14 protein-coding genes and 3 tRNA genes are annotated in these 21,779 nt (G+C 45.9%); 12 read left to right on the top strand and 5 right to left on the bottom strand.

Annotated elements, in window-relative coordinates:
• Positions 1 to 338: 338 nt before the first annotated feature.
• From mscM to rsgA, 3 genes are all read right to left on the bottom strand, one after another.
• On the bottom strand, positions 339 to 3,683 hold the full coding sequence (gene mscM, locus Xedl_RS04885; RefSeq protein ID WP_074022772.1) for a miniconductance mechanosensitive channel MscM: 3,345 nt from the start codon (positions 3,681 to 3,683) through the stop codon (positions 339 to 341).
• Between the two features lie 46 nt (positions 3,684 to 3,729).
• The gene (gene asd, locus Xedl_RS04880; RefSeq protein ID WP_074022771.1) at positions 3,730 to 4,635 is read right to left on the bottom strand and encodes an archaetidylserine decarboxylase; all 906 of its coding nucleotides are present in this window, start codon (positions 4,633 to 4,635) and stop codon (positions 3,730 to 3,732) included.
• A gap of 94 nt (positions 4,636 to 4,729) precedes the next feature.
• Positions 4,730 to 5,788 (bottom strand): small ribosomal subunit biogenesis GTPase RsgA, encoded by a 1,059-nt coding sequence (rsgA, locus tag Xedl_RS04875; RefSeq protein ID WP_074022719.1) that lies wholly within the window; start codon positions 5,786 to 5,788, stop codon positions 4,730 to 4,732.
• A 123-nt stretch (positions 5,789 to 5,911) separates the two neighbouring features.
• Here rsgA and orn point away from each other — a divergent pair, with 123 nt between their 5' ends.
• From orn to Xedl_RS04855, 3 genes are all read left to right on the top strand, one after another.
• Positions 5,912 to 6,457: an oligoribonuclease gene (gene orn / locus Xedl_RS04870; RefSeq protein ID WP_074022718.1), complete on the top strand. Its 546-nt coding sequence runs from the start codon at positions 5,912 to 5,914 to the stop codon at positions 6,455 to 6,457.
• Between the two features lie 234 nt (positions 6,458 to 6,691).
• Positions 6,692 to 6,767 (top strand) — tRNA-Gly (locus Xedl_RS04860).
• Between the two features lie 54 nt (positions 6,768 to 6,821).
• Positions 6,822 to 6,897 (top strand) — tRNA-Gly (locus Xedl_RS04855).
• A gap of 92 nt (positions 6,898 to 6,989) precedes the next feature.
• Here the strand turns inward: Xedl_RS04855 and Xedl_RS04850 are convergent.
• On the bottom strand, positions 6,990 to 10,364 hold the full coding sequence (locus Xedl_RS04850) for an indolepyruvate ferredoxin oxidoreductase family protein (protein WP_074022717.1): 3,375 nt from the start codon (positions 10,362 to 10,364) through the stop codon (positions 6,990 to 6,992).
• Between the two features lie 400 nt (positions 10,365 to 10,764).
• Here Xedl_RS04850 and Xedl_RS04845 point away from each other — a divergent pair.
• A tRNA-Gly gene (locus Xedl_RS04845) sits at positions 10,765 to 10,840 on the top strand.
• A gap of 528 nt (positions 10,841 to 11,368) precedes the next feature.
• On the opposite strand, the gene queG is transcribed toward Xedl_RS04845, so the two are convergent.
• The gene (gene queG, locus Xedl_RS04835; protein WP_074022715.1) at positions 11,369 to 12,526 is read right to left on the bottom strand and encodes a tRNA epoxyqueuosine(34) reductase QueG; all 1,158 of its coding nucleotides are present in this window, start codon (positions 12,524 to 12,526) and stop codon (positions 11,369 to 11,371) included.
• A gap of 204 nt (positions 12,527 to 12,730) precedes the next feature.
• Between queG and tsaE the strand changes: the two genes are divergently transcribed.
• From tsaE to hflC, 8 genes are all read left to right on the top strand, one after another.
• On the top strand, positions 12,731 to 13,195 hold the full coding sequence (gene tsaE / locus Xedl_RS04830; RefSeq protein ID WP_074022714.1) for a tRNA (adenosine(37)-N6)-threonylcarbamoyltransferase complex ATPase subunit type 1 TsaE: 465 nt from the start codon (positions 12,731 to 12,733) through the stop codon (positions 13,193 to 13,195).
• The gene (amiB, locus tag Xedl_RS04825) at positions 13,192 to 14,565 is read left to right on the top strand and encodes an N-acetylmuramoyl-L-alanine amidase AmiB (RefSeq protein ID WP_083600272.1); all 1,374 of its coding nucleotides are present in this window, start codon (positions 13,192 to 13,194) and stop codon (positions 14,563 to 14,565) included. The genes tsaE and amiB overlap by 4 nt, the downstream gene beginning before the upstream one ends.
• Positions 14,566 to 14,625: 60 nt before the next feature.
• Complete coding sequence (gene mutL, locus Xedl_RS04820) at positions 14,626 to 16,491, top strand: DNA mismatch repair endonuclease MutL (protein ID WP_074022713.1); 1,866 nt, start codon at positions 14,626 to 14,628, stop codon at positions 16,489 to 16,491.
• Complete coding sequence (gene miaA / locus Xedl_RS04815; RefSeq protein ID WP_074022712.1) at positions 16,484 to 17,425, top strand: tRNA (adenosine(37)-N6)-dimethylallyltransferase MiaA; 942 nt, start codon at positions 16,484 to 16,486, stop codon at positions 17,423 to 17,425. The genes mutL and miaA overlap by 8 nt, the downstream gene beginning before the upstream one ends.
• A 120-nt stretch (positions 17,426 to 17,545) precedes the next feature.
• Positions 17,546 to 17,848: an RNA chaperone Hfq gene (gene hfq / locus Xedl_RS04810; protein WP_074021079.1), complete on the top strand. Its 303-nt coding sequence runs from the start codon at positions 17,546 to 17,548 to the stop codon at positions 17,846 to 17,848.
• Between the two features lie 97 nt (positions 17,849 to 17,945).
• Entirely contained in the window at positions 17,946 to 19,226 is a 1,281-nt protein-coding gene (hflX, locus tag Xedl_RS04805; RefSeq protein ID WP_074022711.1) for a ribosome rescue GTPase HflX, read from the top strand.
• Between the two features lie 322 nt (positions 19,227 to 19,548).
• The gene (hflK, locus tag Xedl_RS04800) at positions 19,549 to 20,760 is read left to right on the top strand and encodes an FtsH protease activity modulator HflK (RefSeq protein WP_074022710.1); all 1,212 of its coding nucleotides are present in this window, start codon (positions 19,549 to 19,551) and stop codon (positions 20,758 to 20,760) included.
• Positions 20,761 to 20,762: 2 nt separating this feature from the next.
• On the top strand, positions 20,763 to 21,752 hold the full coding sequence (gene hflC / locus Xedl_RS04795) for a protease modulator HflC (RefSeq protein WP_074022709.1): 990 nt from the start codon (positions 20,763 to 20,765) through the stop codon (positions 21,750 to 21,752).
• Positions 21,753 to 21,779 lie beyond the last annotated feature (27 nt).

The raw sequence follows: 21,779 nt of genomic DNA, 5'->3' as shown, positions 1-21,779 counted from the left end.
AATATCAAACTTATCAAATCCTTGATTAAGTGCCTTTAAATTGTCTTGAAGTCTTCTTTGCGGAGCATTGGGCAATATCTCTTGCTGTTCAGCTAGAGTAATATCTCTATTGCATGCGCACTTTTTAATCGCCCATATTTTCAACATATACCGCTGATTGAGCTGGTGAGTTGACAGCCCTTGTAACGTCGAACCATGGAAACGATCCATCGTCTGGCGATGAAAGTTTCTCGGTCTCGTTATGCACCGACTTATCATTTATGCAGAGCAATAGCCCCTGCCACGTTCACAATCACCATTCATCCTGTACGTCTGGTTTTCAACTCACTGTCTGGTCACTACAGTTCCCCCGGCCTGCGTGGGGGATTACGGCCTGTGAAGTTAGTTGTCGCACTGCGGATCTCTTGTCCAAAAATATCAACCCGTGCCTGGAATGGTGGGAATGGCAAGGTGATATTATGTTTGCGGAATTCCTGCAAAATATGTTGATGCACTTCATGACGGGCAGGCATACGGTGCCCCATCTCTGCGGCATAGGCACGTAGTTCATAAATCTGAATGCCTTGTTGCAAATCCACTAAATACACTTCCGGCGTCGGGTTATCGAGAATAAAGGGGGAACTTTTGGCGGCAGACAGTAATATGTCGGTGGCGTTTGCGGAATCAACATCAGCCGGAACAGGGATGGTCAGGACGATACGAGTGATCGTGTCAGACAGTGACCAGTTGATGAATTGCTCTGTAATAAAGGCCTTGTTGGGAACAATAATTTCTTTTTTGTCCCAGTCAGACAGCGTTGTTGCCCGTGTATTGATCTTCGTAATACTGCCTGTCAGACCGCGGATAGTCACGGTATCACCAATGCGGATCGGTTTTTCAAATAAGATGATCAGGCCAGAAATAATATTGGTGAAAATTTCCTGTAAGCCAAAACCAAGTCCCACCCCCATTGCAGCAATTAGCCATTGTATTTTTGACCATTCAATACCCACCAGAGAAAAACCAACCAGGCCACCAATGAGGGTAATGCTGTATTTGGTCAGTGTCGTAATGGCATAACCTGTTCCCGGAGTCAGTACTAAATGCTGTAACAGGGCGAGTTCCAGCAGAGCTGGTAAGTTACGGACAAGTTGTGTAGTAATGACAATCACTAAGATTGCAATTAATACGGAGCCTAAGGTAATTGGCTGAACGCTATCAACACCGTTGATGGTTGTACTCACGTCCCAAAGCCGGATATTTTCAAGGAAAGAAAAGGCTGAATGTAGCTCAGACCACAATAGGATAAGTGAAACCAGTGCTGTCATTGTCAGGATTGAACGCACTAATCCTAACGATTGGGCACTGATGGCATCTAAATCAATGACAGGCTCTTCAACTTCGATTGCACCTTCTACACTGCTATTAATATTGCCAGAATCTTCCTCACTTTTGGCGCGCTGAGCCAATATTTCTGCGCGGCGTTGTTTTGCCCGCTCAAAAGCTATCTTACGGCGCTGGATTAGCATCCATCGACGCACAATGTGGTAAACAACCAGCAGGAAGAACCAGATAGCGACAGAGGTTTCCAGACGACCTAATAGCGCCTGTGAGGTTTGCAGATAACCCAGAATCGAAGCGAGTGCCGCTAAAATTGGAGCCGAGAGCAGTATCCACCATAGAACAGAACTAACAATATTCTCACCTGAACCATGTTTGTCCATATAGAGTGGAATACCAGCACGCTTTAAGCTGCTGGTTACCAAACTCAGCGAGATACAGAGCATGATGAAGCACAGCCTGCCGAGGGTCGCAATAAAATCCTGGTCTTTGTAATGATTAAAAGTGATCAATGCCATCATGAGAGGCACGATCAGGAAAATGGAAAGACGATAGAAACGCATCGCTCGCGTGATGCGTTCTTCCGGCCAGCGAAAATGGGCGATGAATAAGCCATTGGGATGGGCAAAGGCCGCGCTGAGCATAAAAACCCACAAAACGGGGGTAGTTTCACGTACACCGTTGCCTATTGCGGTAGCCATTGGATACTGCCATGCGTTTTGCAGCCCATAACCAATGGCTGACCAGAGCATTGGTAACGGTAAGGCTGCGACGACAGACCAAAAAACGGTGCGCATAGTCAGAGAGAAATGATCTTGTGTCACTTTGCCGATGCGATTGCTCGAACGCTCAAGAAAAGCATGATACTGGCGGTGTGAGCTAATGCTAAAAATGACCAATAATAGTGTACCCAGTAAATAGAGCAGAGTATCTTGTTTGGTCAACATGCTGTGAATGGCGGCACCTAACTGAGAGAACGTATCGAGAGATAACAGACGCGTCAGATTTTGCACTACCTGCAATGGATAATTAAGTGATATAGGATTGACATCCGCTACCCAGAACAGATAGCGGTGGGTAGCATCCTGAACTTCTTTCAGGGCATCGTTTAATTTGTTGGTGATTACCTTGAATTGTGTCTGTTCCAGTATCTCATTGTCATAGCCTGATAGCAGGGAATTTAATAGCTCTTTCCTGGTGCGGATAAGTGACTCGTAGATCTTCTTTTGCTCTGGTGTCAGAGTGTGATATGAGGGCAAGGTCTGCTCAAGAGGCCGTTGCAGGAGTTCTTGCATTTCCTCATATTTCAATCTTTCGACCCGCAATTCGACGATATCCCTGTCAATTTGCTGGGATTTTGACATATCGGGAATATGGGTGACTCTCGCCCTCAAGGTTTCGCCAAGTGCAGTGGAATCGTTTAGCCATTGTGCTTGTTCACGGATAGTATTGAGTGTTTGGAGAACAAAAAGAATTTCACTATTGGCCTTACGCTGTTTTGAACCAATGGCTTCCATTCTCTGGGATTGCTGATTGATCATGTGCGACAATTGGCGATTTTTCTGGAGCTCATCCTGCAAAAACTTAGGCAGTTTTTCCCCACTTTGCTCTGCCAGCATTTCTGTATATTCCAGCGCGGATTCCGTTTTCTGCTGGCGTTGGGTATTTAACTGGCTGCGTAACTGCTGGAGTTTAAGGTCCAGTCGTTGATAGCGTTTTTTGTATAATTCGGCGCGTACGCGCGCAATCTCCTGACGATTATTAACAGAAAGTTGAGCCATCTCCAGCTCATCAGTCATAGCTTTACGGGCATTGACTTCTGCTTGCGCCAGCGCCAATTGCGCTTTAGCCAGCGGCGTGGAAGGTGAGTCCAGAGACCGGAGTCGAGAAATCGCCTCATCCAGTAAGTGCTTTGCTTCAGCCTGTTGTTGAGGCAATTGACTCATCGAGTCACTGATTTCTCGAAGTTTATCCTGTTCGAGTTGTAATTGGCGGCCTTGTTCTTGTAATTCGTTAGTTGCCTGAATAATTTGCTGTTCTAAATTGCTGATAGTCTGATTGGCAGGAATGGGCGTGACAGCATTGTCTTCAGTGAGGATTTTCTGGCGTAGTTCTTTGATGATTTTAGTAAATTCATCAATGGCTTGTCGATATTTCTGAGTACGCTCGTTGGCGGACTTTACATCGTTAATCCAATTTATTGCCCCTTGAAGTGCATGTGCGATTTCAGAATCTTGTGAACTTTTATTGCCGCCAACCTGCTTTAACTCTTGTCTCAGTTGGGTTTCATCCAACTGAAGTACGGAAGCAAAAGCTGAGCTCGCAATTAAGAGGCTGAGAAGTAAACTGATAATCAGGCGCACAATCACAATAAGGGGCTCCTTGGTTATGAATTAGCTGATGATATCTTTAATTCGTTGATTCATCGTTATTTACTGCGAGTTCTTCTGATGTGGCAGCCTGCGCCATTATGGTTCCCATACGGGTTTGTGAACCACTGTATAAGGTATTGGCAAAATTAATCTGATTGGCAGCAAACAGGTTGATCACGGTTGAACCCAGCTTGAAGCGTCCCATTTCCTCTCCTTTTTTGAGGGAGATGACGCCTTCTTGACCTTCTGTAGGGTAAGTCCAGCGTTTGATGATGCCTTCACGCGGAGGGGTGACACAGCCACTCCAAACAGTTTCAATACTGCCAACAATCGTTGCCCCAACCAGAATTTGCACCATGGGGCCGAACTCTGTCTCAAATAAACAGATGACGCGTTCATTACGCGCAAATAAGTTTGGTACATTGGCTGCCGTCAATGGGTTTACTGAGAACAGATCACCAGGGACGTAGATCATCTCCTTGAGCACGCCATCGCATGGCATATGGACACGGTGGTAATCCTTTGGCGATAAGTAAGTCGTGATAAATTGACCATGACGGAACTGTTCGGCCAGTTGATACTGCCCTGCCAGTAGGGCTTCTATCGTGTAATAGTGTCCTTTGGCCTGAATAATCTGATCTTCGCGGATCGCCCCTAGCTGGCTTACGGTGCCGTCTGCTGGCAGAGCCAATTGGTCGGCTTCATTGGCAATAGGGCGAATGCCTTCCTTAAGAGGGCGGACAAAAAACTCATTGAATGTTGAATAAGCAGTGAATGAAGGATCTTTTGCCTCATTCATATCCACTTTATAGGCCTTAGCGAAAGCCTTGATTGCAAGCTGTGTCAGCCAGCCAGCCTTTTTATTGGCAAACCAGCCTGCCAGATTAGTAATGCATTGTTTTGGCAGTAAATATTGTAGACTGATTTTAAAATTATCCAGCACGTCAACCTCTTGGATCTGTTCTTGGCAAATTGGACAAAAGTCGGCTATTGTACCTGCCATTATTTTTAATGTCAGTGTATCGTTAATTATTGCCTTATTTTTGAGCGTTTGTGAAATTTCGGCGCGGTTTAACCTGTGTCATGCTTTCCAGAATCCGGTGGTAATTTTCGAAGCGTTCTTGAGCAATGGTGCCTTGTTTCAACGCTTCCTGTAAGGCACACCCAGGATCATCTTGATGTTTGCAATCACGGAACTTGCATCCTCCCAGATATTCGCGGAATTCGACAAAACCTTGTGTAACCTGTTCTGGCGTTAGATGCCACAATCCAAATTCACGGACACCTGGAGAGTCGATCACATCTCCTCCTAGTGGGAAATGGTAAAGGCGTGCGGTGGTGGTGGTATGCTGACCAAGACCTGAGTTATCTGAGACATTATTGACCAGAATATCTTCTTGAATGTCAGGCAACAGGGTATTGAGTAAGCTGGATTTCCCAACGCCAGATTGGCCTGCAAAGATACTGATTTTGTTAGCCAGCAAAGCGGTCAGTTCGGGGATACCTTCTCCGGTATAGCTGGAAACTTCCAGAACGCGGTAGCCGATATGGCGATAGATATCCATGACATCGTTAACCCACTCACGGCTTTCGGCATCCAACAGATCGATTTTATTGAGTACGATCAGAGGCTCGATATTGAGTGTTTCACATGCGACTAAATAGCGATCAATAATATTCAGTGAGAGTTCAGGCAAAATGGCGGAAACTATCACGATTTGGTTGATATTTGAGGCGATGGGTTTGATGCCATCATAATAGTCAGGACGAGTAAGAACGGACGTGCGTTCATGAACCGCTTCTACGATACCATTCACTTTGACATCAGACTGGCGTTGTAGCGCGGGGCGCCATACAACGCGATCACCAGTGACCAATGAGGGGATTGTCCTACGGATATTGCAACGCTGTATAGACGCATCTGCGGCTTCAATATCGGCATGTTGCCCGAATCGGCTGATCACCAGCCCTTCTTGTGGCTCACCAAACTGGCTGTCATCCATTTCTGGTTTTTGAGCATCGGCCTTATTCAGCTTACGCTGATGATTGGCGTGCACACGGCGTTGTTGCCCTTTGGAGAGTTTACTTTTAGCCACCGAACCTCACTTATTTTTCGTTTATCTTTCATTTATCTTGCTGGTCATCGCTGTGAGTAATCAAAAACGTTATGATACCTCACGGATACAGACTACCTCTTTTGAAGGAAACTAGGATATATCATGTCAAAAAGTGAGAACAATCTTATCTGGATAGATTTAGAGATGACTGGGTTAAATCCCGAGCAGGATCGCATAATTGAAATTGCGACTATTGTCACCGATTCGGAATTGAATATCCTTGCAGAAGGGCCTGTGATTGCGGTTCACCAGTCGGAAGAGCAATTGGCATTGATGGATGATTGGAATGTACGGACGCACACTGCCAGTGGATTGGTAGAACGTGTAAAGAAGAGTCAGTTTGATGATGCGCAAGCTGAAAAAGCAACCATTGCTTTTCTAGAACAATGGGTGCCGGCAGGAAAATCACCCATTTGTGGCAATAGCGTGGGGCAGGATCGCCGTTTCCTGTTTCGCTATATGCCAGAGTTGGAAAAGTATTTTCACTACCGTTATTTGGATGTCAGTACGCTTAAAGAATTGGCTCGTCGTTGGAAGCCTGAGATGTTGTCGGGGTTCAGTAAGAAAAATACCCATCAGGCATTGGATGATATTCGGGAATCTATTGCTGAATTGGTGTATTACCGTGAGCACTTTATTCAGAAGTAACACATTATTCAGAAGTAACACATTATTCAAAAATAAAGAGCGGTATTGGGTACAAGTTTGTACGTAAATCAATCTCCGTGTTGATGGTTAAGCGGAACCTTTGCTGCTTTAATCATCAAACGGAGAAAAAATACAATTTTTTCGGTTGTGGGACTTGTCAGCGGAATAATTTCTCGTATAATGCGCTCCCCGTACCGATGAAGAATTTCAACAGTACGGCATACCAGAATACATGCGGGAATAGCTCAGTTGGTAGAGCACGACCTTGCCAAGGTCGGGGTCGCGAGTTCGAGTCTCGTTTCCCGCTCCAAATTAGAATTTATTCGGGTATATCAAGTCAGGCTTAATACAAGCCATAAAAAATGCGGGAATAGCTCAGTTGGTAGAGCACAACCTTGCCAAGGTTGGGGTCGCGAGTTCGAGTCTCGTTTCCCGCTCCAAATTCAGGACTGTAGATGTGATAGAAGTCTGCAAGTCATAGAAAAAAGGGTCTTATGGCCCTTTTTTCATTATAAAATAATAGATTACCAACTTATTTTTGTAACGATTTCAACAACTCTTCTTTGCTTTCCAACATACGTTTCATCGCTTTTTGCTTCACATGACCAAAACCACGCACTTGATTAGGTAGTTCAGCAAGTTGCAGGCAGGTTGCCAAGTTATTGCGTTCCATTTTTTCGATTAAAAAATCAATTAATCGTTCATACTCAAGCAGCAAATTTCTTTCCTGTTTGCGTTCTTCCTGATAGCCAAAAATATCGAAAACAGTACCACGCAGTGACTTACAGGCGGCAAGAAAGCGGAATACGGGAATGATCCATGAACCATATTCCCTTTTTCCGCGTTGGCCTGTACGGGGATCTTTGCGATTGAAGAGGGGAAGGCTAAGGTGAAAACGAATGGTTTCTGTATTATCAAATTGCGAGCGGAGCTTATCGAAAAAACCAGTTTTGACGTAGAGTCGGGCAACTTCATATTCATCTTTATACGCCATTAATTTGAATAAGTTTTCAGCGATGGATTTAGTCATTTCTTCTGCATCGATCTGCTGAGCCACCATTTGGACTTGGGCAACACGGCTGAGATAACGCATCGCATATCTTTCATTTTGATAATCAACCAGAAATTGATAGCGATGCATAATGAGATCATCCAGGCTTTTTATATTTTCTGGCGGCGTAATATTAAGGTGTTTTTGCAGAATATCGGGTTGGCCTGCCGCGATGCGACCTATACAGAAAGCGCGTCTGGCATTATCTGCTGAGGCTCCCAGTTCTTGCATCGCACTGTTGATGGCAGATAATGTGATTGGGAGCTTGCCGAGCTGCCAGGCATAACCTATTAATATGATATTTGTTTGGTCTCTGTCACCGACGAGATAAGCAGCCATTATTTCTGCATCAATGGAGAGTAATGTCTGTGTGTGTTGCTTCAGAATGTCTAGCATTTTGGGATGATCCAAATCCAGCATAGGGGAGCGGAGCATAGTGCCGATTTGGGTTTCATGGGTGTTCAGTATGCATTTTGTTGATCCCCTTGACATTACTTTCAGTGAGTTTTGCCCTGTTGCAGCCACTAAATCCGCGGCGATAACCAGATTAGCGCGTCCGCGATCAATCCTGACTTGATGCAGTTTATCTTTGTCATGGCATAACCGAACATGGGTTATGGCTTCCCCTCCTTTTTGTGCAAATCCGGTAAAATTGAGCAGACTGACAGAGCAGTTATCTAATTGTGCGGCATTTGCCAGTAGATGTCCTGCGGTGATGATACCTGTACCGCCGATACCGACTAACAGGATTTCATAAGGTGTTTCGGCAGAAGCCAGTGTTGGCTGCGGTAGTTGCTGGATAATTGTATCTAACTCAGCCTGTGAGATGATTTGACTGAGATCGGCGCGTGGGTTGGCATTTTCGACAGTGATGAAGCTGGGGCAGAATCCTTTCAGGCAGGACATATCTGAGTTACAAACGTGTTGGTCTATCTTGCGTTTAGTGCCTAAAGACGTTTTGATTGGCATTACAGCAAGGCAATTTGATTGTATTTGACAGTCACCACATCCCTCACAAACCCATTCATTGATAACAACACGGCGCGTTACTTTTGGCACCAAGCCACGTTTTCTTTTACGACGTAGTTCTGTAGCACAGGTTTGATCGTAGATAAGTACCGTTACGCCAACGATATCTCGAAGACGCTTCTGTACATCTTCCAGATAATCTCGTTCATAGAGTTTCACGTTGGCAGGAAGACTATTTTTATCTTTGTATTTATCCCTGTCATCCGTCACGACAACCACTTCTTTCACCCCTTCTGCAAGCATTAAAGAAACAATTTGCGATAGGGTGATATTTCCATCCAACGGCTGACCGCCTGTCATCGCCACAGCATCATTGAACAGCAATTTGTAAGTAATGTGGCTTCCTGCGGCGACGGATTGGCGAATGGCTAAGTGACCAGAATGGAAATAGGTGCCATCTCCCAGGTTTTGAAAGACATGGGAGCGATTGACAAACGGGGCATGTCCTATCCAGTCGACACCTTCTCCGCCCATTGGCAAGAGGCCATTTCCGGTGTTGCGATCCATCCACGCGGCCATAACATGGCATCCAATACCCATCTGCGCTTGGCTGCCTTCTGGCAAGCGAGTTGAAGTGCTATGGGGGCATCCGGCGCAAAAATACGGTGTACGTTTGGGTAACGTTACATCGTGCTGAATGGTAGTCGTTGACCATTCTGGTGGCACGGAAAGAAATAAATTGAATTGTTGTAACCAGCCAGAAAGTGGGGCGGCAACCCGTGAAGGGTGCAGTTCAATGTCAGCGGGTAACAATTTTTGACCAAGGTGGTTATGCTTACCTATCAGGTGGGTCATTTTCTGTAATTTAACCAATTGGTGAGCGAGTAACATCTCAACGATGGCGGCTTTTTCTTCAATAACAAAAATATGACTGACTTGGGTAGCAAGTTCGCTGAGAAGTGGTGATAAGGGATAAACCAAACGAACATGGAGAAAAGCGACGCCTTGTTGGGCTAGTTCAGAAGGCGTTAGACCTCCAACACGCAGAGCTTCCATAACATCCTTATGGGCTTTGCCAACCGTTACCAATAAAGCGTGTGGGTGTTCACAGGGGGTGAGCAGGTAATCAATGGGATTAAGTTTAGCGAACTCTTCGACGGCTTTCAGTTTATAGGCCAGGCGCTTTTCAATTTGTGGGCCAGGGAGATCAGGCCAGCGCCAATGCAGTCCATCGGGACCAGGATCAACTTGGGGAAGTTGATAATCAGGAAAGGGTTTGCTTTCTCTGATGGCACCACTTTCCACAACTTCACTGATTGCTTTAAAGCCAAACCATGTACCGCTGACACGTGATGCCGCCCAACCCCACAAACCAACATCAAGATAATCGGCAACTGATGCTGGGTGCAAAACAGGCATACTCCATGCCATCATCGCAAGGTCAGATTGGTGAGACATGGAAGAAGAGACACAACCGTGATCGTCTCCGACGATAACCAGCACACCGCCGTGCGGAGAGGAACCGTAGGCATTACCATGTTTAAGTGCATCACCGGAACGATCGACGCCTGGCCCTTTGCCGTACCACATACCAAAAACGCCGCTAACCTGTCTGTCTGGATCTGTTTCGACTTTTTGTGTTCCCATCAGTGCATCGGCTGCAAGATCTTCATTGACGGCCGGTTGAAAGCGAATATTGGCCTGGATAAGTTCTTTGCTGTATTGCCATAATGTTTGATCTAAGCGGGCTAAAGGAGAGCCACGATAACCTGAAACGAACCCCGCTGTGTTGAGATTGTGAATTTCGTCCAACTCAGCTTGAGCGAGTAGAAGGTCAACCAGCGCCTCAGTGCCCGTGACAAATTTAGATTGATAATATCGAGCCATATTCCTGACCCCTCTCTCAAGAGAATAATCATCTAAGCAACAACGAAAATTGTTGTTAATCTATTTCCACAAAATCATCAGGACAAGCATAAATCTTATTAGATGTTGGTTAATTGTATATTTAATGTTAACTCTATGCTATTTGGTATTTCAGATAGCTGTTGGGGTGAATAGCTGTTGGGGGGGATGGCATGAATTTTTTGTGCCAAACTGGGGCGAATATCTTTTGAGCGTTTAACACGGCAGTAACTGCAAAGGACTTGCCATCTTATCTGAACACGTTCATAATGGCGCCCATTCCTGATATGCAGGTTCTAAGAATTATCTATAACTCATAAGGTTACAGGCATTCAAAATCAGCATTCGGGTATCTCAAGCTAAATTATTAGCTGTCAGCGACGCGGGAATAGCTCAGTTGGTAGAGCACAACCTTGCCAAGGTTGGGGTCGCGAGTTCGAGTCTCGTTTCCCGCTCCAATTTCCTCCATTCTGTTATCTTCCTTCCTAAAAATATCTGCGTGAAGTGCTGGCACATATTACAAGCCCCACCCAAAATAAATTGTCGATAAAGCGCTTGCTATCCTGCTCCAACAGGTCCATAATGCCGCCTCATTTTTGAAGAGGCAGAGGAAAATTTCTTCACTAACGTCTAGAATGTGTGAGTGGGCTATTACTTCGCTGCTGATTTCTGGTTGTTTACTACTAGAATTCAATTCTTATTTTTATCCACAGTTTTTAACATTATGCCTTATCGAGTCACCTGATGATGCTCTACTTGTTGCACAGAGTTATCCACAGGAGGCTTCTTTGTGTTTGGTTTTTTTGTATGATCATTCACAACAACAGCTAAACCTTAACTTATTGATTAATTAAAGTAATTAACCTAATTTAAAAATAACATGATCAATGTTTATTTTCTGTTTGTTAGTTGATCAGCAAAGTCTTTTCATTTTATTCACAAGGAAATGAAAGCCTTTTTTTAGCAGAAATTCGGCTGTTTAATTATTAGGCATCCCTGGGTAGGCCTTTGGTTATTGCTCTTATCAACCGTTTTTGTTGTGAGGTTTGAACTTCGATGGCATTAGCATTCCGGCGAGCCATTTGTTGGGTTATCGCCCAGTAGATATGTTCATCTAGAACTTCACTTAAGCCGAACCGTTTTTCCAACGCTAATACGATGTCATCTTGATAGGGGGCATTGCCCAAGGCGACGGAAATGTTACGTAACCAGCGCAAATATCCAATACGGCGAATTGGCGAACCTTCCGTGATACGCAGAAACTTTTCCTCGCTCCAATTAAATAACGCTAGCAGGTCAGGGGTATGCAGCGCGGCACGTGGACTAAAGTCAGCTTCATCTGTTAATTGAGAAAAACGATTCCAGGGGCAAATAAGTTGGCAATCATCGCAGCCATAAATCCGGTTGCCCATGAGTGGGCGAAATTCTTCTGGAATGACACCTTCCAATTCAATGGTCAGATAAGAGATGCAGCGTCGGGCATCAATGGTGTAAGGCTCAACAATGGCACCCGTTGGACATGTTGTCATGCAGGCCACGCAGCGTCCACATTGTTCCTTTTGCGGAGCATCAATGGGCAGGGGAAGGTTAATCAGTAATTCACCAAGGAAAAACCAGGAGCCCGATTCACGATTCAATATAAGTGAGTGTTTACCAACCCAACCAAGCCCCGCTTTTTCCGCCAGTGGGCGTTCCATAATTGGGGCAGAATCGACAAAAGGACGAAAATTCAAAGCTCCCTGATATTCGTGAGCGTGACAATATTCTTGGATCTTGTCGCCCAGTTTTTTGAGACGTTGACGCAGCAGTTTATGATAATCTCGCCCTAACGAATAACGGCTAATATAACCCATTTGCGGGTTGTTAAGCGTACTGGCAAACGCTGCCTTAGCAGGCAGGTAATTCATGCGTACACTGATAACCCGTAAAGTCCCTGGTAGAAGTTCATGGGGACGGGCGCGCATCATGCCGTGACGAACCATCCAGTCCATTTCGCCATGATATTGCTTATCAAGCCATTCCTGTAGCCTTGGCTCTTCTGCTGATAAATCGGTATCACAGATGCCGACTTGCTGGAAGCCAAGGGAAAGTCCCCATTGCTTGATGTTTGTAGCCAGAAGATTCAGATCGAGAGGGATTGCCATGAAATACAAATTACTGCTGAAAAAGGGCGGTTAGCTTAGCACAGAGGGGATCGAATACAAAAAATACGGCTCATGGCCGTTACAGTGGCACAGAAGATATTAAATGATAATGTCTGAATTATGTTATGGTTATCGGTTAAGCTATTAACTGATATGTCTACCTGATTAATCTCTAATTCAATAAATCAAAATAGATACTTTTCGATGAAAGAACTCGTTTTATCACTTCCAAATGAAGATGCCACAGTTGCATTGGGTAATGCAGTGGCGGTAGTTAGCGATCGCGGCTATGTTATTTATCTATATGGTGATCTTGGGGCGGGGAAAACCACATTCAGCCGTGGTTTTCTGCAAGCTCTCGGCCATCAGGGACATGTGAAAAGCCCGACTTATACGTTAGTTGAGCCTTATGCCTTACAACCACGTCCTGTGTATCATTTCGATCTTTACCGTCTGGCTGATCCGGAAGAACTGGAATTTATGGGTATCCGTGATTATTTCCAGCAGGACTCTATTTGCCTGGCTGAGTGGCCTCAGCAGGGTGCAGGGGTTTTACCTGAGGCAGATATTGAGTTGTACCTGAGTTATGACGATGAAGGGCGGCAGGCTCGTTTTGTTGCGTTATCTAAATATGGTGAAAGTCTGTTGGATAATTTGAAGTCCTTATGAAGGAATACCCGACCATGATTAATGCCTTTTTCGTGAATATGTCCGTGAATATGTTCGTGAATGAGATAAAAAAATGGCGTGCCTATTGGGTAATGGCCTGTGTCTTGTTTTTCATGTTGAGCCAGTTGGTGATGACGGCCGCATCGGCGGCTACGCTGTCGAATATTCATGTGAAGAATGATCCCTCTGAGGCTGTAGTCACATTGGAATTCACTGGCGGGCATCCTGATTATCGTTTTTTTCCTTTGCATTCTCCTGAACGGTTAGTGGTGGATATTCGTCAACCCAGTAAAATTATTGGGCTACCGATGCGTTTATCCGGCCAGAATCTGGTAAAACTTGTGCGTTCCAGCCAGGCACCTGATGCAAATCATCAGCGGGTAGTGTTGGAGTTGGCGCATAAGGCCACAGCTACATCTACGGTGAAAACGTCTGCGGTGAAAAATGTCGGTAATAAATCACAAGTGGTGATGACACTGAAAGCCAATGGCGTGGCGAACAACTCATCTGTATCGACTAGTCATGCCTTACAAAATGAAAGTAAGCGGTTACTTACAAATCATGCTCAACTTACGGGAAAAGAAACTCAGCCAGTATCGAATCACCGTGAGCAAGGTGTGCGGAAACAGGCTGCCCAATCTGTGCAAGGAAGAGTGTCCCGCCCGATCGTCGTTGCTATTGATGCGGGGCATGGAGGGCAAGATCCTGGGGCGATTGGGCTACGGGGGCTGAAAGAAAAGAATGTCACGATTAATGTTGCCCGTAAATTGGAAGCCCTGCTGCGCAATGATCCCATGTTCACGCCGGTGTTGACGCGCAATGGCGATTATTTTATCTCTGTGGCAGGGCGTTCTGAAGTCGCCCGTAAACATAAAGCCAATATGCTGGTATCAATTCATGCCGATGCCGCTCCCAATCGCAGTGCCAGAGGTGCTTCTGTCTGGGTGCTCTCCAACCGCCGGGCAAACAGTGAATTAGGGAATTGGTTGGAACAGCATGAAAAACAATCGGAATTACTGGGAGGTGCGGGGGATGCTCTCGCCAATGGTACTGATCCTTATCTGAGCAAGGCCGTATTGGATTTGCAATTTGGGCATTCTCAGCGGGTTGGTTATGACGTTGCCATGCAAGTATTGCGCCAGCTATCTGGCATTGGCTCCTTGCATAAGCGCACACCAGAGCATGCAAGTCTTGGCGTTTTGCGTTCGCCGGATATTCCGTCCATTTTAGTGGAAACAGGTTTTATCAGTAACGTGTCTGAAGAAGGGTTGTTAGGCTCTAATCAGTATCAGGAAAAACTGGCACAGGCCATTCATTTGGGATTACGTCACTATTTTCTGGCTAATCCATTGCAGTCTGCACCAAAGTAACCAAATATACGCTTATCAGAACAGGTCTGATAGGCGCTGAATTGTAAGTAAGGTCAAATTATGGCTATCAAGATATTACCCCCACAATTGGCAAACCAGATTGCTGCCGGTGAGGTGGTTGAACGCCCTTCTTCTGTAGTGAAAGAGTTGGTGGAAAATAGCCTTGATGCCGGTGCAACCCGTATTGATATTGATATTGAACGGGGTGGCGCAAAGCTGATACGAATTCGTGATAATGGTTGTGGGATCAGCAAACAGGATTTGACGCTGGCACTGGCGCGCCATGCCACCAGTAAAATTGCGTCATTGGATGATTTGGAAACGATTGTCAGTATGGGCTTCCGCGGAGAAGCTTTGGCGAGTATCAGTTCTGTTTCAAGGCTGACATTAACTTCCCGCCCTGAAAGTCAGGCAGAAGCGTGGCAATCTTATGCGGAAGGCCGTGATATGAACGTCATGGTAAAACCTGCCGCTCACCCAGTGGGGACAACGGTTGAAGTGTTGGATCTGTTTTATAACACACCTGCTCGTCGAAAATTTCTGAGAACAGAAAAAACGGAATTTGGTCATATCGATGAAGTCGTGCGTCGGATAGCTTTAGCGCGGTTGGATGTCGCCATTAACCTGAATCACAATGGAAAATTGGTGCGCCAGTACCGTCCTGCTAAAGATGAGTCTCAGCATGGACGACGTTTGGCAGCCATTTGTGGAACCGCTTTTGTACAACAGGCACTGGCGTTGTCATGGCAGCATGATGCCTTGTCCATTAAGGGCTGGGTTGCTGATCCCGTGAATACGGCAGTGAGCGAGCTTCAATATTGCTATGTCAATGGACGCATGATGCGGGATCGCCTGATTAATCATGCGATTCGTCAAGCTTATCAGGATTTGATTAAGGGTGAGCAACAACCCGCTTATGTTTTGTATCTCGAAATCGATCCGCGCCAGGTGGATGTCAATGTACATCCAGCCAAACATGAAGTACGTTTCCATCAGGCTCGCCTGGTGCATGATTTTATTTACCAGGGGGTAGCCGCGGTATTGAAACAACGCGGTACGGGGGATGAATTAGCGCTTGGCTGTCAGGAGAGTGTGACAAGCTGGGTGCCGGAGAATCGCCCTTCTGCGGGAGAAAACCATTTTACCCGCCAGCGTGTTGAGCCAGCAGATGCGACACCTTCACGACGTCATGAGCATCATGATCGTGGCACACAGCAAATGCATCATGGGGAAAGCTACCAGAAAAAAGAGGGGGAGTTGTACCAAAAAATGATGCAGTTCTCACCGCAAGAAAAACGCCCCTTATTTCCAGAGCGGGGCGTGCGGGAAAGTGTGTCGGCTCCCGCTACATCTGCGCTATCGGGACAGGAAAGATATACTTTTGGCAAAGTATTGTGTATCTATGCAGGTTGCTACGCCTTGATCGAATCCCCGTCGGGAATCGGGCTGCTTGCCCTGCCGATAGCTGAACGCTGGCTGAAACAAGCGCAACTGACTCCTGGAGAACAGGGACTTAAATCCCAGCCATTATTGATCCCGCTGAAACTGGCTCTCAATCAGGCAGAAATGAGTGTTTTGAAGCAGAATGGTGATTTATTAAAGACTTTTGGCATTGAATCGACAGTCGCACATGGAAAAGTAACCATTCATGCGGTATCGTTGCCTCTGCGTCAACAGAACCTGCCGAAACTCTTGCCGGAACTGTTGGGCTATCTTGGGGAACAGTCAGCGGCTTCTGTTGAGCAGGTTGCCAGTTGGCTTTCTCGTCACGTGGGTAGCGAGCATGAAACGTGGAACATCGCGCAAGCTGTCCAGCTTTTGGCTGATGTTGAACGCCTTTGCCCTCAACTGGTGGGATCGCCGCCGGATGGGTTATTACAATTAATTGATTTACAAGCAGTGGTGGCACTTCTTAATCATGAGTGATTTAAAAACTCAACATCTGCCGACAGCCATTTTTATCATGGGGCCGACGGCGTCAGGGAAAACGGCGTTATCGATCGCCTTGCGCCAGCATCTTCCGGTTGAATTAATCAGTGTCGATTCTGCGTTGATTTATCGTGGGATGGATATTGGGACAGCAAAACCTTCCGCCCAAGAGCAGGCGCTGGCACCTCATCGTTTGATCGATATTCTTGATCCTGCGGCCGTCTATTCTGCTGCTGATTTTCGCCGTGATGCATTGAAAGAAATGGCAGAAATCACGGCGGCTGGGAGAATTCCGCTCCTGGTGGGTGGAACCATGCTATATTTCAAAGCATTGTTGGAAGGATTATCGCCTTTGCCTTCCGCAGATCCTGAGATTAGAGCCCAGATCGAACAGCAGGCCGCGGAGCTGGGATGGGACGTGTTACATCGACAATTACAGGAAATTGATCCCGTTTCTGCGGCAAGGATTCATCCTAATGATCCACAACGTCTTACTCGTGCACTGGAAGTTTTTCGAATTTCGGGTAAAACTCTAACTGAGTTGACTGAAACGTCTGGAGAAATATTGCCTTATCGAGTTCATCAATTTGCGATCGCGCCGGCAAGTCGTGAAATTTTACATCAACGTATCGCAGCCCGTTTTGAACAAATGATCAAATCAGGGTTTGAAGATGAAGTGAAAGCGCTTTATGCTCGTAGTGATTTGCATATAGATTTACCCTCCATTCGTTGTGTTGGTTATCGTCAGATGTGGTCTTATCTCGCGGGCGAAATTTCTCATGATGAGATGGTTTATCGCGGTATCTGTGCGACACGCCAATTGGCGAAGCGTCAGATTACGTGGCTCAGGAGTTGGGACAATGTGACCTGGTTGGATAGCGATCAACCTAAACAAAACCTAAACACAGTCATGCAGGTTATTAGTACATAAATTCATTGATTGTGTACAATTGATCAGTATCAGTGATCAGTACCAAGTGTCATTTTTGAGTAGTTACTTTTTCGAACCAATCGGTTCTTAGTTAAAAACAACAAATAAGGAAAATATAGAATGGCTAAGGGGCAATCTTTGCAAGATCCATTCCTGAACGCTTTACGGCGTGAAAGGGTCCCGGTTTCTATTTATTTGGTTAACGGCATCAAATTGCAAGGTCAGATTGAATCTTTTGACCAATTTGTCATTTTACTGAAGAACACGGTTAGCCAGATGGTTTATAAACATGCCATCTCTACTGTTGTGCCTTCCCGTCCAGTGTCTCATCATGGTAACAACCAGAATGTGCCGACTGGCGTTGGAAATTATCATGCTGGCACTAACCCAGCAGTACAACAGGAAAGTGATGGCGCTGAGTAAATCAGCAGCCGTGCCTATAAAAATAAAAACATAGGTAGGGAGACTTTACCTATGTTTTTTCCTATTGGATTTTTACTCAGCCTGAGGGGTTGCACCGTTGTTTGATCGTTATGAAGGCGGAGAATTAGCCGTTCTGGTGCATGTTTTCTTCTCACAGGAAAAAGATACGGAAAATCTCAGTGAATTCGAGTCATTGGTAACTTCCGCAGGTGTTTCTCCTGTGCAGATTGTAACGGGAAGCCGAAAGGCACCTCATCCGAAATATTTTGTCGGAGAGGGTAAGGCAGAGGAAATTGCTGAAGCTGTCAAAAACAGTGGTGCAGATGTGGTGTTGTTTAACCATGCCCTCAGCCCTGCTCAGGAACGTAATCTTGAACGCTTGTGCCAATGCCGTGTCGTTGATCGCACGGGGGTGATTCTGGATATTTTTGCCCAGCGGGCAAGGACGCACGAAGGTAAGTTACAAGTCGAGTTGGCACAATTGCGTCACCTGTCCACCCGTCTGGTTCGGGGCTGGACTCACCTTGAACGCCAAAAAGGGGGGATCGGGCTGCGTGGGCCTGGGGAAACCCAGTTGGAAAGTGACCGCCGCATGCTGCGAGACAAAATCAAACAGATTTTGGGACGCCTTAACAAAGTTGAAAAGCAGCGTGAACAGGGGCGCCAGGCACGTAATAAAGCCGATATCCCAACGGTTTCTTTTGTTGGTTACACCAATGCCGGAAAGTCCAGTTTATTCAATAAAATAACTTCTGCCGGAGTTTATGCGGCTGACCAGCTTTTTGCCACTCTGGACCCGACACTGCGCCGAATAGAGGTGGATGATGTTGGTACGGTTGTTTTGGCTGATACAGTCGGTTTTATCCGCCACTTACCCCATGATTTGGTGGCAGCGTTCAAGGCGACTTTGCAGGAAACTCGGCAAGCGAGATTATTGCTGCATGTTGTTGATGCGGCAGACCCTCGCTTCGATGAAAACATTATCGCGGTTGACAGTGTTCTTGAAGAGATTGAATCCAATGAAATCCCTTCGCTGATGGTAATGAATAAAATCGATATGTTGGAAGATTTTATTCCCCGCATTGATCGTGATGATGAAAATCGTCCGGTCAGAGTTTGGTTGTCTGCACAAACTGGCGAAGGAATTCCTCTGTTATTGCAAGCGTTGACTGAGCATCTTTCAGGTGAGATTGCGCACTATAAATTGCACCTTCCACCTGAAGCAGGGCGTCTGCGCAGTCGTTTTTATCAGCTTCAGGCCATCGAGCGCGAATGGATGGAAGAAAATGGCCAGGTTGGTGTTGAAGTCAGGATGCCAATGGTTGATTGGCGTCGTCTGTGTAAACAAGAACCAAAATTACCCGACTATGTTGTCTGATTGATTGGCGCAAGACAACAAACAAGGTATCATTTTACCCGTCATTTCAAGGTGCTTATAGTCATGGAGTAGCAGAGATGAAATGGCGGTGATGAAATGACTGTGCCAGAATTGCAGTGACAGGATTAGCACTGTCAAAAGTTATCACCCAATAATATTGGTTGCTTACAAAAACGATGAAGTTCGTCGTTTCTGCCCACGGAGGCCGCTGTCAAACCTGTCAGGGACCGATAACGGCCTGTGAAGTGGGAAGCCTCACCCATCTGGGTGGAGAGCAGTCACCTCTGAAAAACCAGTAAAAACTAGAAAGTGGAGCTAAAACATGGCGTGGAATCAGCCCGGTAATAACGGACAGGACCGCGACCCGTGGGGAAGCAGCAATAATAATGGCGGCAACTCCGGCGGCAACAATAAAGGTGGTCGTAACCGTGGGGCAACTGATCTCGACGATCTGTTCCGTAAACTGAGTCAAAAACTCGGTGGTCTCGGTGGAAACAAAGGTGGAAATGGTTCTGAGCAGAACCCTAAATTTGGCGGGCGTCTTATTGGTCTTGCCGCTGCTGCTGCAATTGCTGTTTGGGTTGTCAGTGGTTTCTATACGATTAAAGAAACAGAGCGTGGTGTAGTAACTCGATTTGGTAAGTTTAATCATGTTGTACAGCCTGGTTTGAACTGGAAAATGACGTTCATCGATCAGGTCAGAGCGGTTAACGTTGAATCTGTTCGCGATTTGGCAACGACGGGTGCCATGCTGACTTCAGATGAAAACGTGGTATTGGCTGAAATGAACGTTCAATACCGTGTTACTGATCCAGCAGCTTATCTCTTCAGTGTTACTAATCCTGATGATAGCCTGCGTCAGGCTACAGACAGTGCCGTGCGCGGTGTTGTTGGCAAATATTCGATGGAAACAAACCTGACGGAAGGGCGTACTATTGTCCGTAATGATACTCAGAAAGTATTGGAAGAGACTATCCGTCCATACAATATGGGTATTACTGTGGTCGATGTAAACTTCCAGGCTGCTCGTCCACCAGAAGAAGTTAAGGCTGCATTTGATGATGTGATCGCAGCGCGTGAACAGAAGCAGCAAACCATTCGCGAAGCCAGAGCTTACGAGAACGAAGTATTACCTAAAGCGAAAGGTGAAGCACAGCGTATTATCGAAGATGCCAAAGCCTATAAAGTTAGCGCAATATTGAATGCTAAGGGTGAAGTGGCGAGTTTTGCCAAAATCTTGCCTGAATATAAAGCAGCGCCAGAAATTACTCGCGAACGTCTGTATATCGAAACGATGGAACGTGTGTTGAGCAATACACGTAAAATCATTGCAAACGAGAAGAGTAATAACATGCTGTTATTGCCGTTAGATCAAATGATGAAAGATCAGGCACGAGTTGAGCAAAATACGTCCAGTAACACAGCAGCACAAAAGATGATTCGTCAGAATCAATCTCCGCCACAACGGGAATCTAACACTTATGGTGGTAGCGATAACCCGCGCGGTGATACGGTCAGAATAGGGAGACCATAATCATGCGTAATTCATTTATTGTTGCGATTATTGCGGTATTGGTTGTTCTCTATTCATCAATCTTTACTGTCAAAGAAGGCGAACGTGGCATTGTGTTGCGTTTTAGTAAGGTTGTACGTGATGCAGAGAATAAGCCAATCATTTATGAGCCGGGTCTGCATTTCAAAATTCCGTTTATGGAAACCGTTAAAACCCTTGATGCCCGTATCCAAACGATGGATATCAAGGCAGACCGTTTCTTGACACGTGAAAATAAAGACTTGATCGTCGATTCTTACTTAAAATGGCGCATTAATGATTTCAGTCGTTACTATCTGGCAACCGGTAACGGTGATATTAACCGAGCTGAAATGATGCTGAGACGTAAATTCAGTGACCGTTTGCGTTCTGAAATTGGTCGCCTTGATGTACGCGGTATTGTGACTGATTCCCGTGGTCGTTTAACTACCGATGTGCGTGATGCTCTGAATCGGGGAACCCACGAAGAAGATGATGCAACCGATGTCGATAATGCGATTGCCTCTGCCGCGGCCTTGGTAGAAAAAGAGACCAAAGGCAAGCAACCAGCTATTAATCCAAACAGCATGGCTGCGTTAGGTATTGAAGTTGTTGACGTTCGTATCAAACAGATCAACTTGCCACAGGAAATTTCAGAAGCTATTTACCAGCGTATGCGTGCTGATCGTGAAGCAGAAGCACGTCTCCTGCGTTCAGAAGGTTCGGAAGAAGCAGAAAAGATCCGGGCTGCTGCTGATAAAACAGCAACTGAAATCAGGGCAGAAGCACAGAGCCAAGCATTGGTATTACGTGGTGAAGGTGATGCGGAAGCCACTAAACTATTTGCGGATGCATTTAACCAAGATCCTGAGTTCTATGCGTTTATCCGTAGCTTGCGTGCTTACGAGAAGAGCTTCAAGAATAACGGTAATGATGTAATGGTACTCAGTCCAGATACTGACTTCTTCCGTTATATGAAAGCCCCTGTGAAGTAAAATCCTTTTAACTTACTGTAAGCCACT

The sequence above is a fragment of the Xenorhabdus eapokensis genome (assembly GCF_001908105.1).
Note: the sequence above shows the minus strand (reverse complement) of the source record. Positions and strands in the feature narration are given on the sequence as shown.

Bases quoted from the DNA above. Each gene is read 5' to 3' on its own strand.
- orn (WP_074022718.1), top strand. From the start codon at position 5,912: ATGTCAAAAAGTGAGAACAATCTTATCTGGATAGATTTAGAGATGACT.
- Xedl_RS04850 (WP_074022717.1), bottom strand. From the start codon at position 10,364: ATGGCTCGATATTATCAATCTAAATTTGTCACGGGCACTGAGGCGCTG.
- queG (WP_074022715.1), bottom strand. From the start codon at position 12,526: ATGGCAATCCCTCTCGATCTGAATCTTCTGGCTACAAACATCAAGCAA.
- tsaE (WP_074022714.1), top strand. From the start codon at position 12,731: ATGAAAGAACTCGTTTTATCACTTCCAAATGAAGATGCCACAGTTGCA.
- amiB (WP_083600272.1), top strand. From the start codon at position 13,192: ATGAAGGAATACCCGACCATGATTAATGCCTTTTTCGTGAATATGTCC.
- mutL (WP_074022713.1), top strand. From the start codon at position 14,626: ATGGCTATCAAGATATTACCCCCACAATTGGCAAACCAGATTGCTGCC.
- miaA (WP_074022712.1), top strand. From the start codon at position 16,484: ATGAGTGATTTAAAAACTCAACATCTGCCGACAGCCATTTTTATCATG.
- hfq (WP_074021079.1), top strand. From the start codon at position 17,546: ATGGCTAAGGGGCAATCTTTGCAAGATCCATTCCTGAACGCTTTACGG.
- hflK (WP_074022710.1), top strand. From the start codon at position 19,549: ATGGCGTGGAATCAGCCCGGTAATAACGGACAGGACCGCGACCCGTGG.
- hflC (WP_074022709.1), top strand. From the start codon at position 20,763: ATGCGTAATTCATTTATTGTTGCGATTATTGCGGTATTGGTTGTTCTC.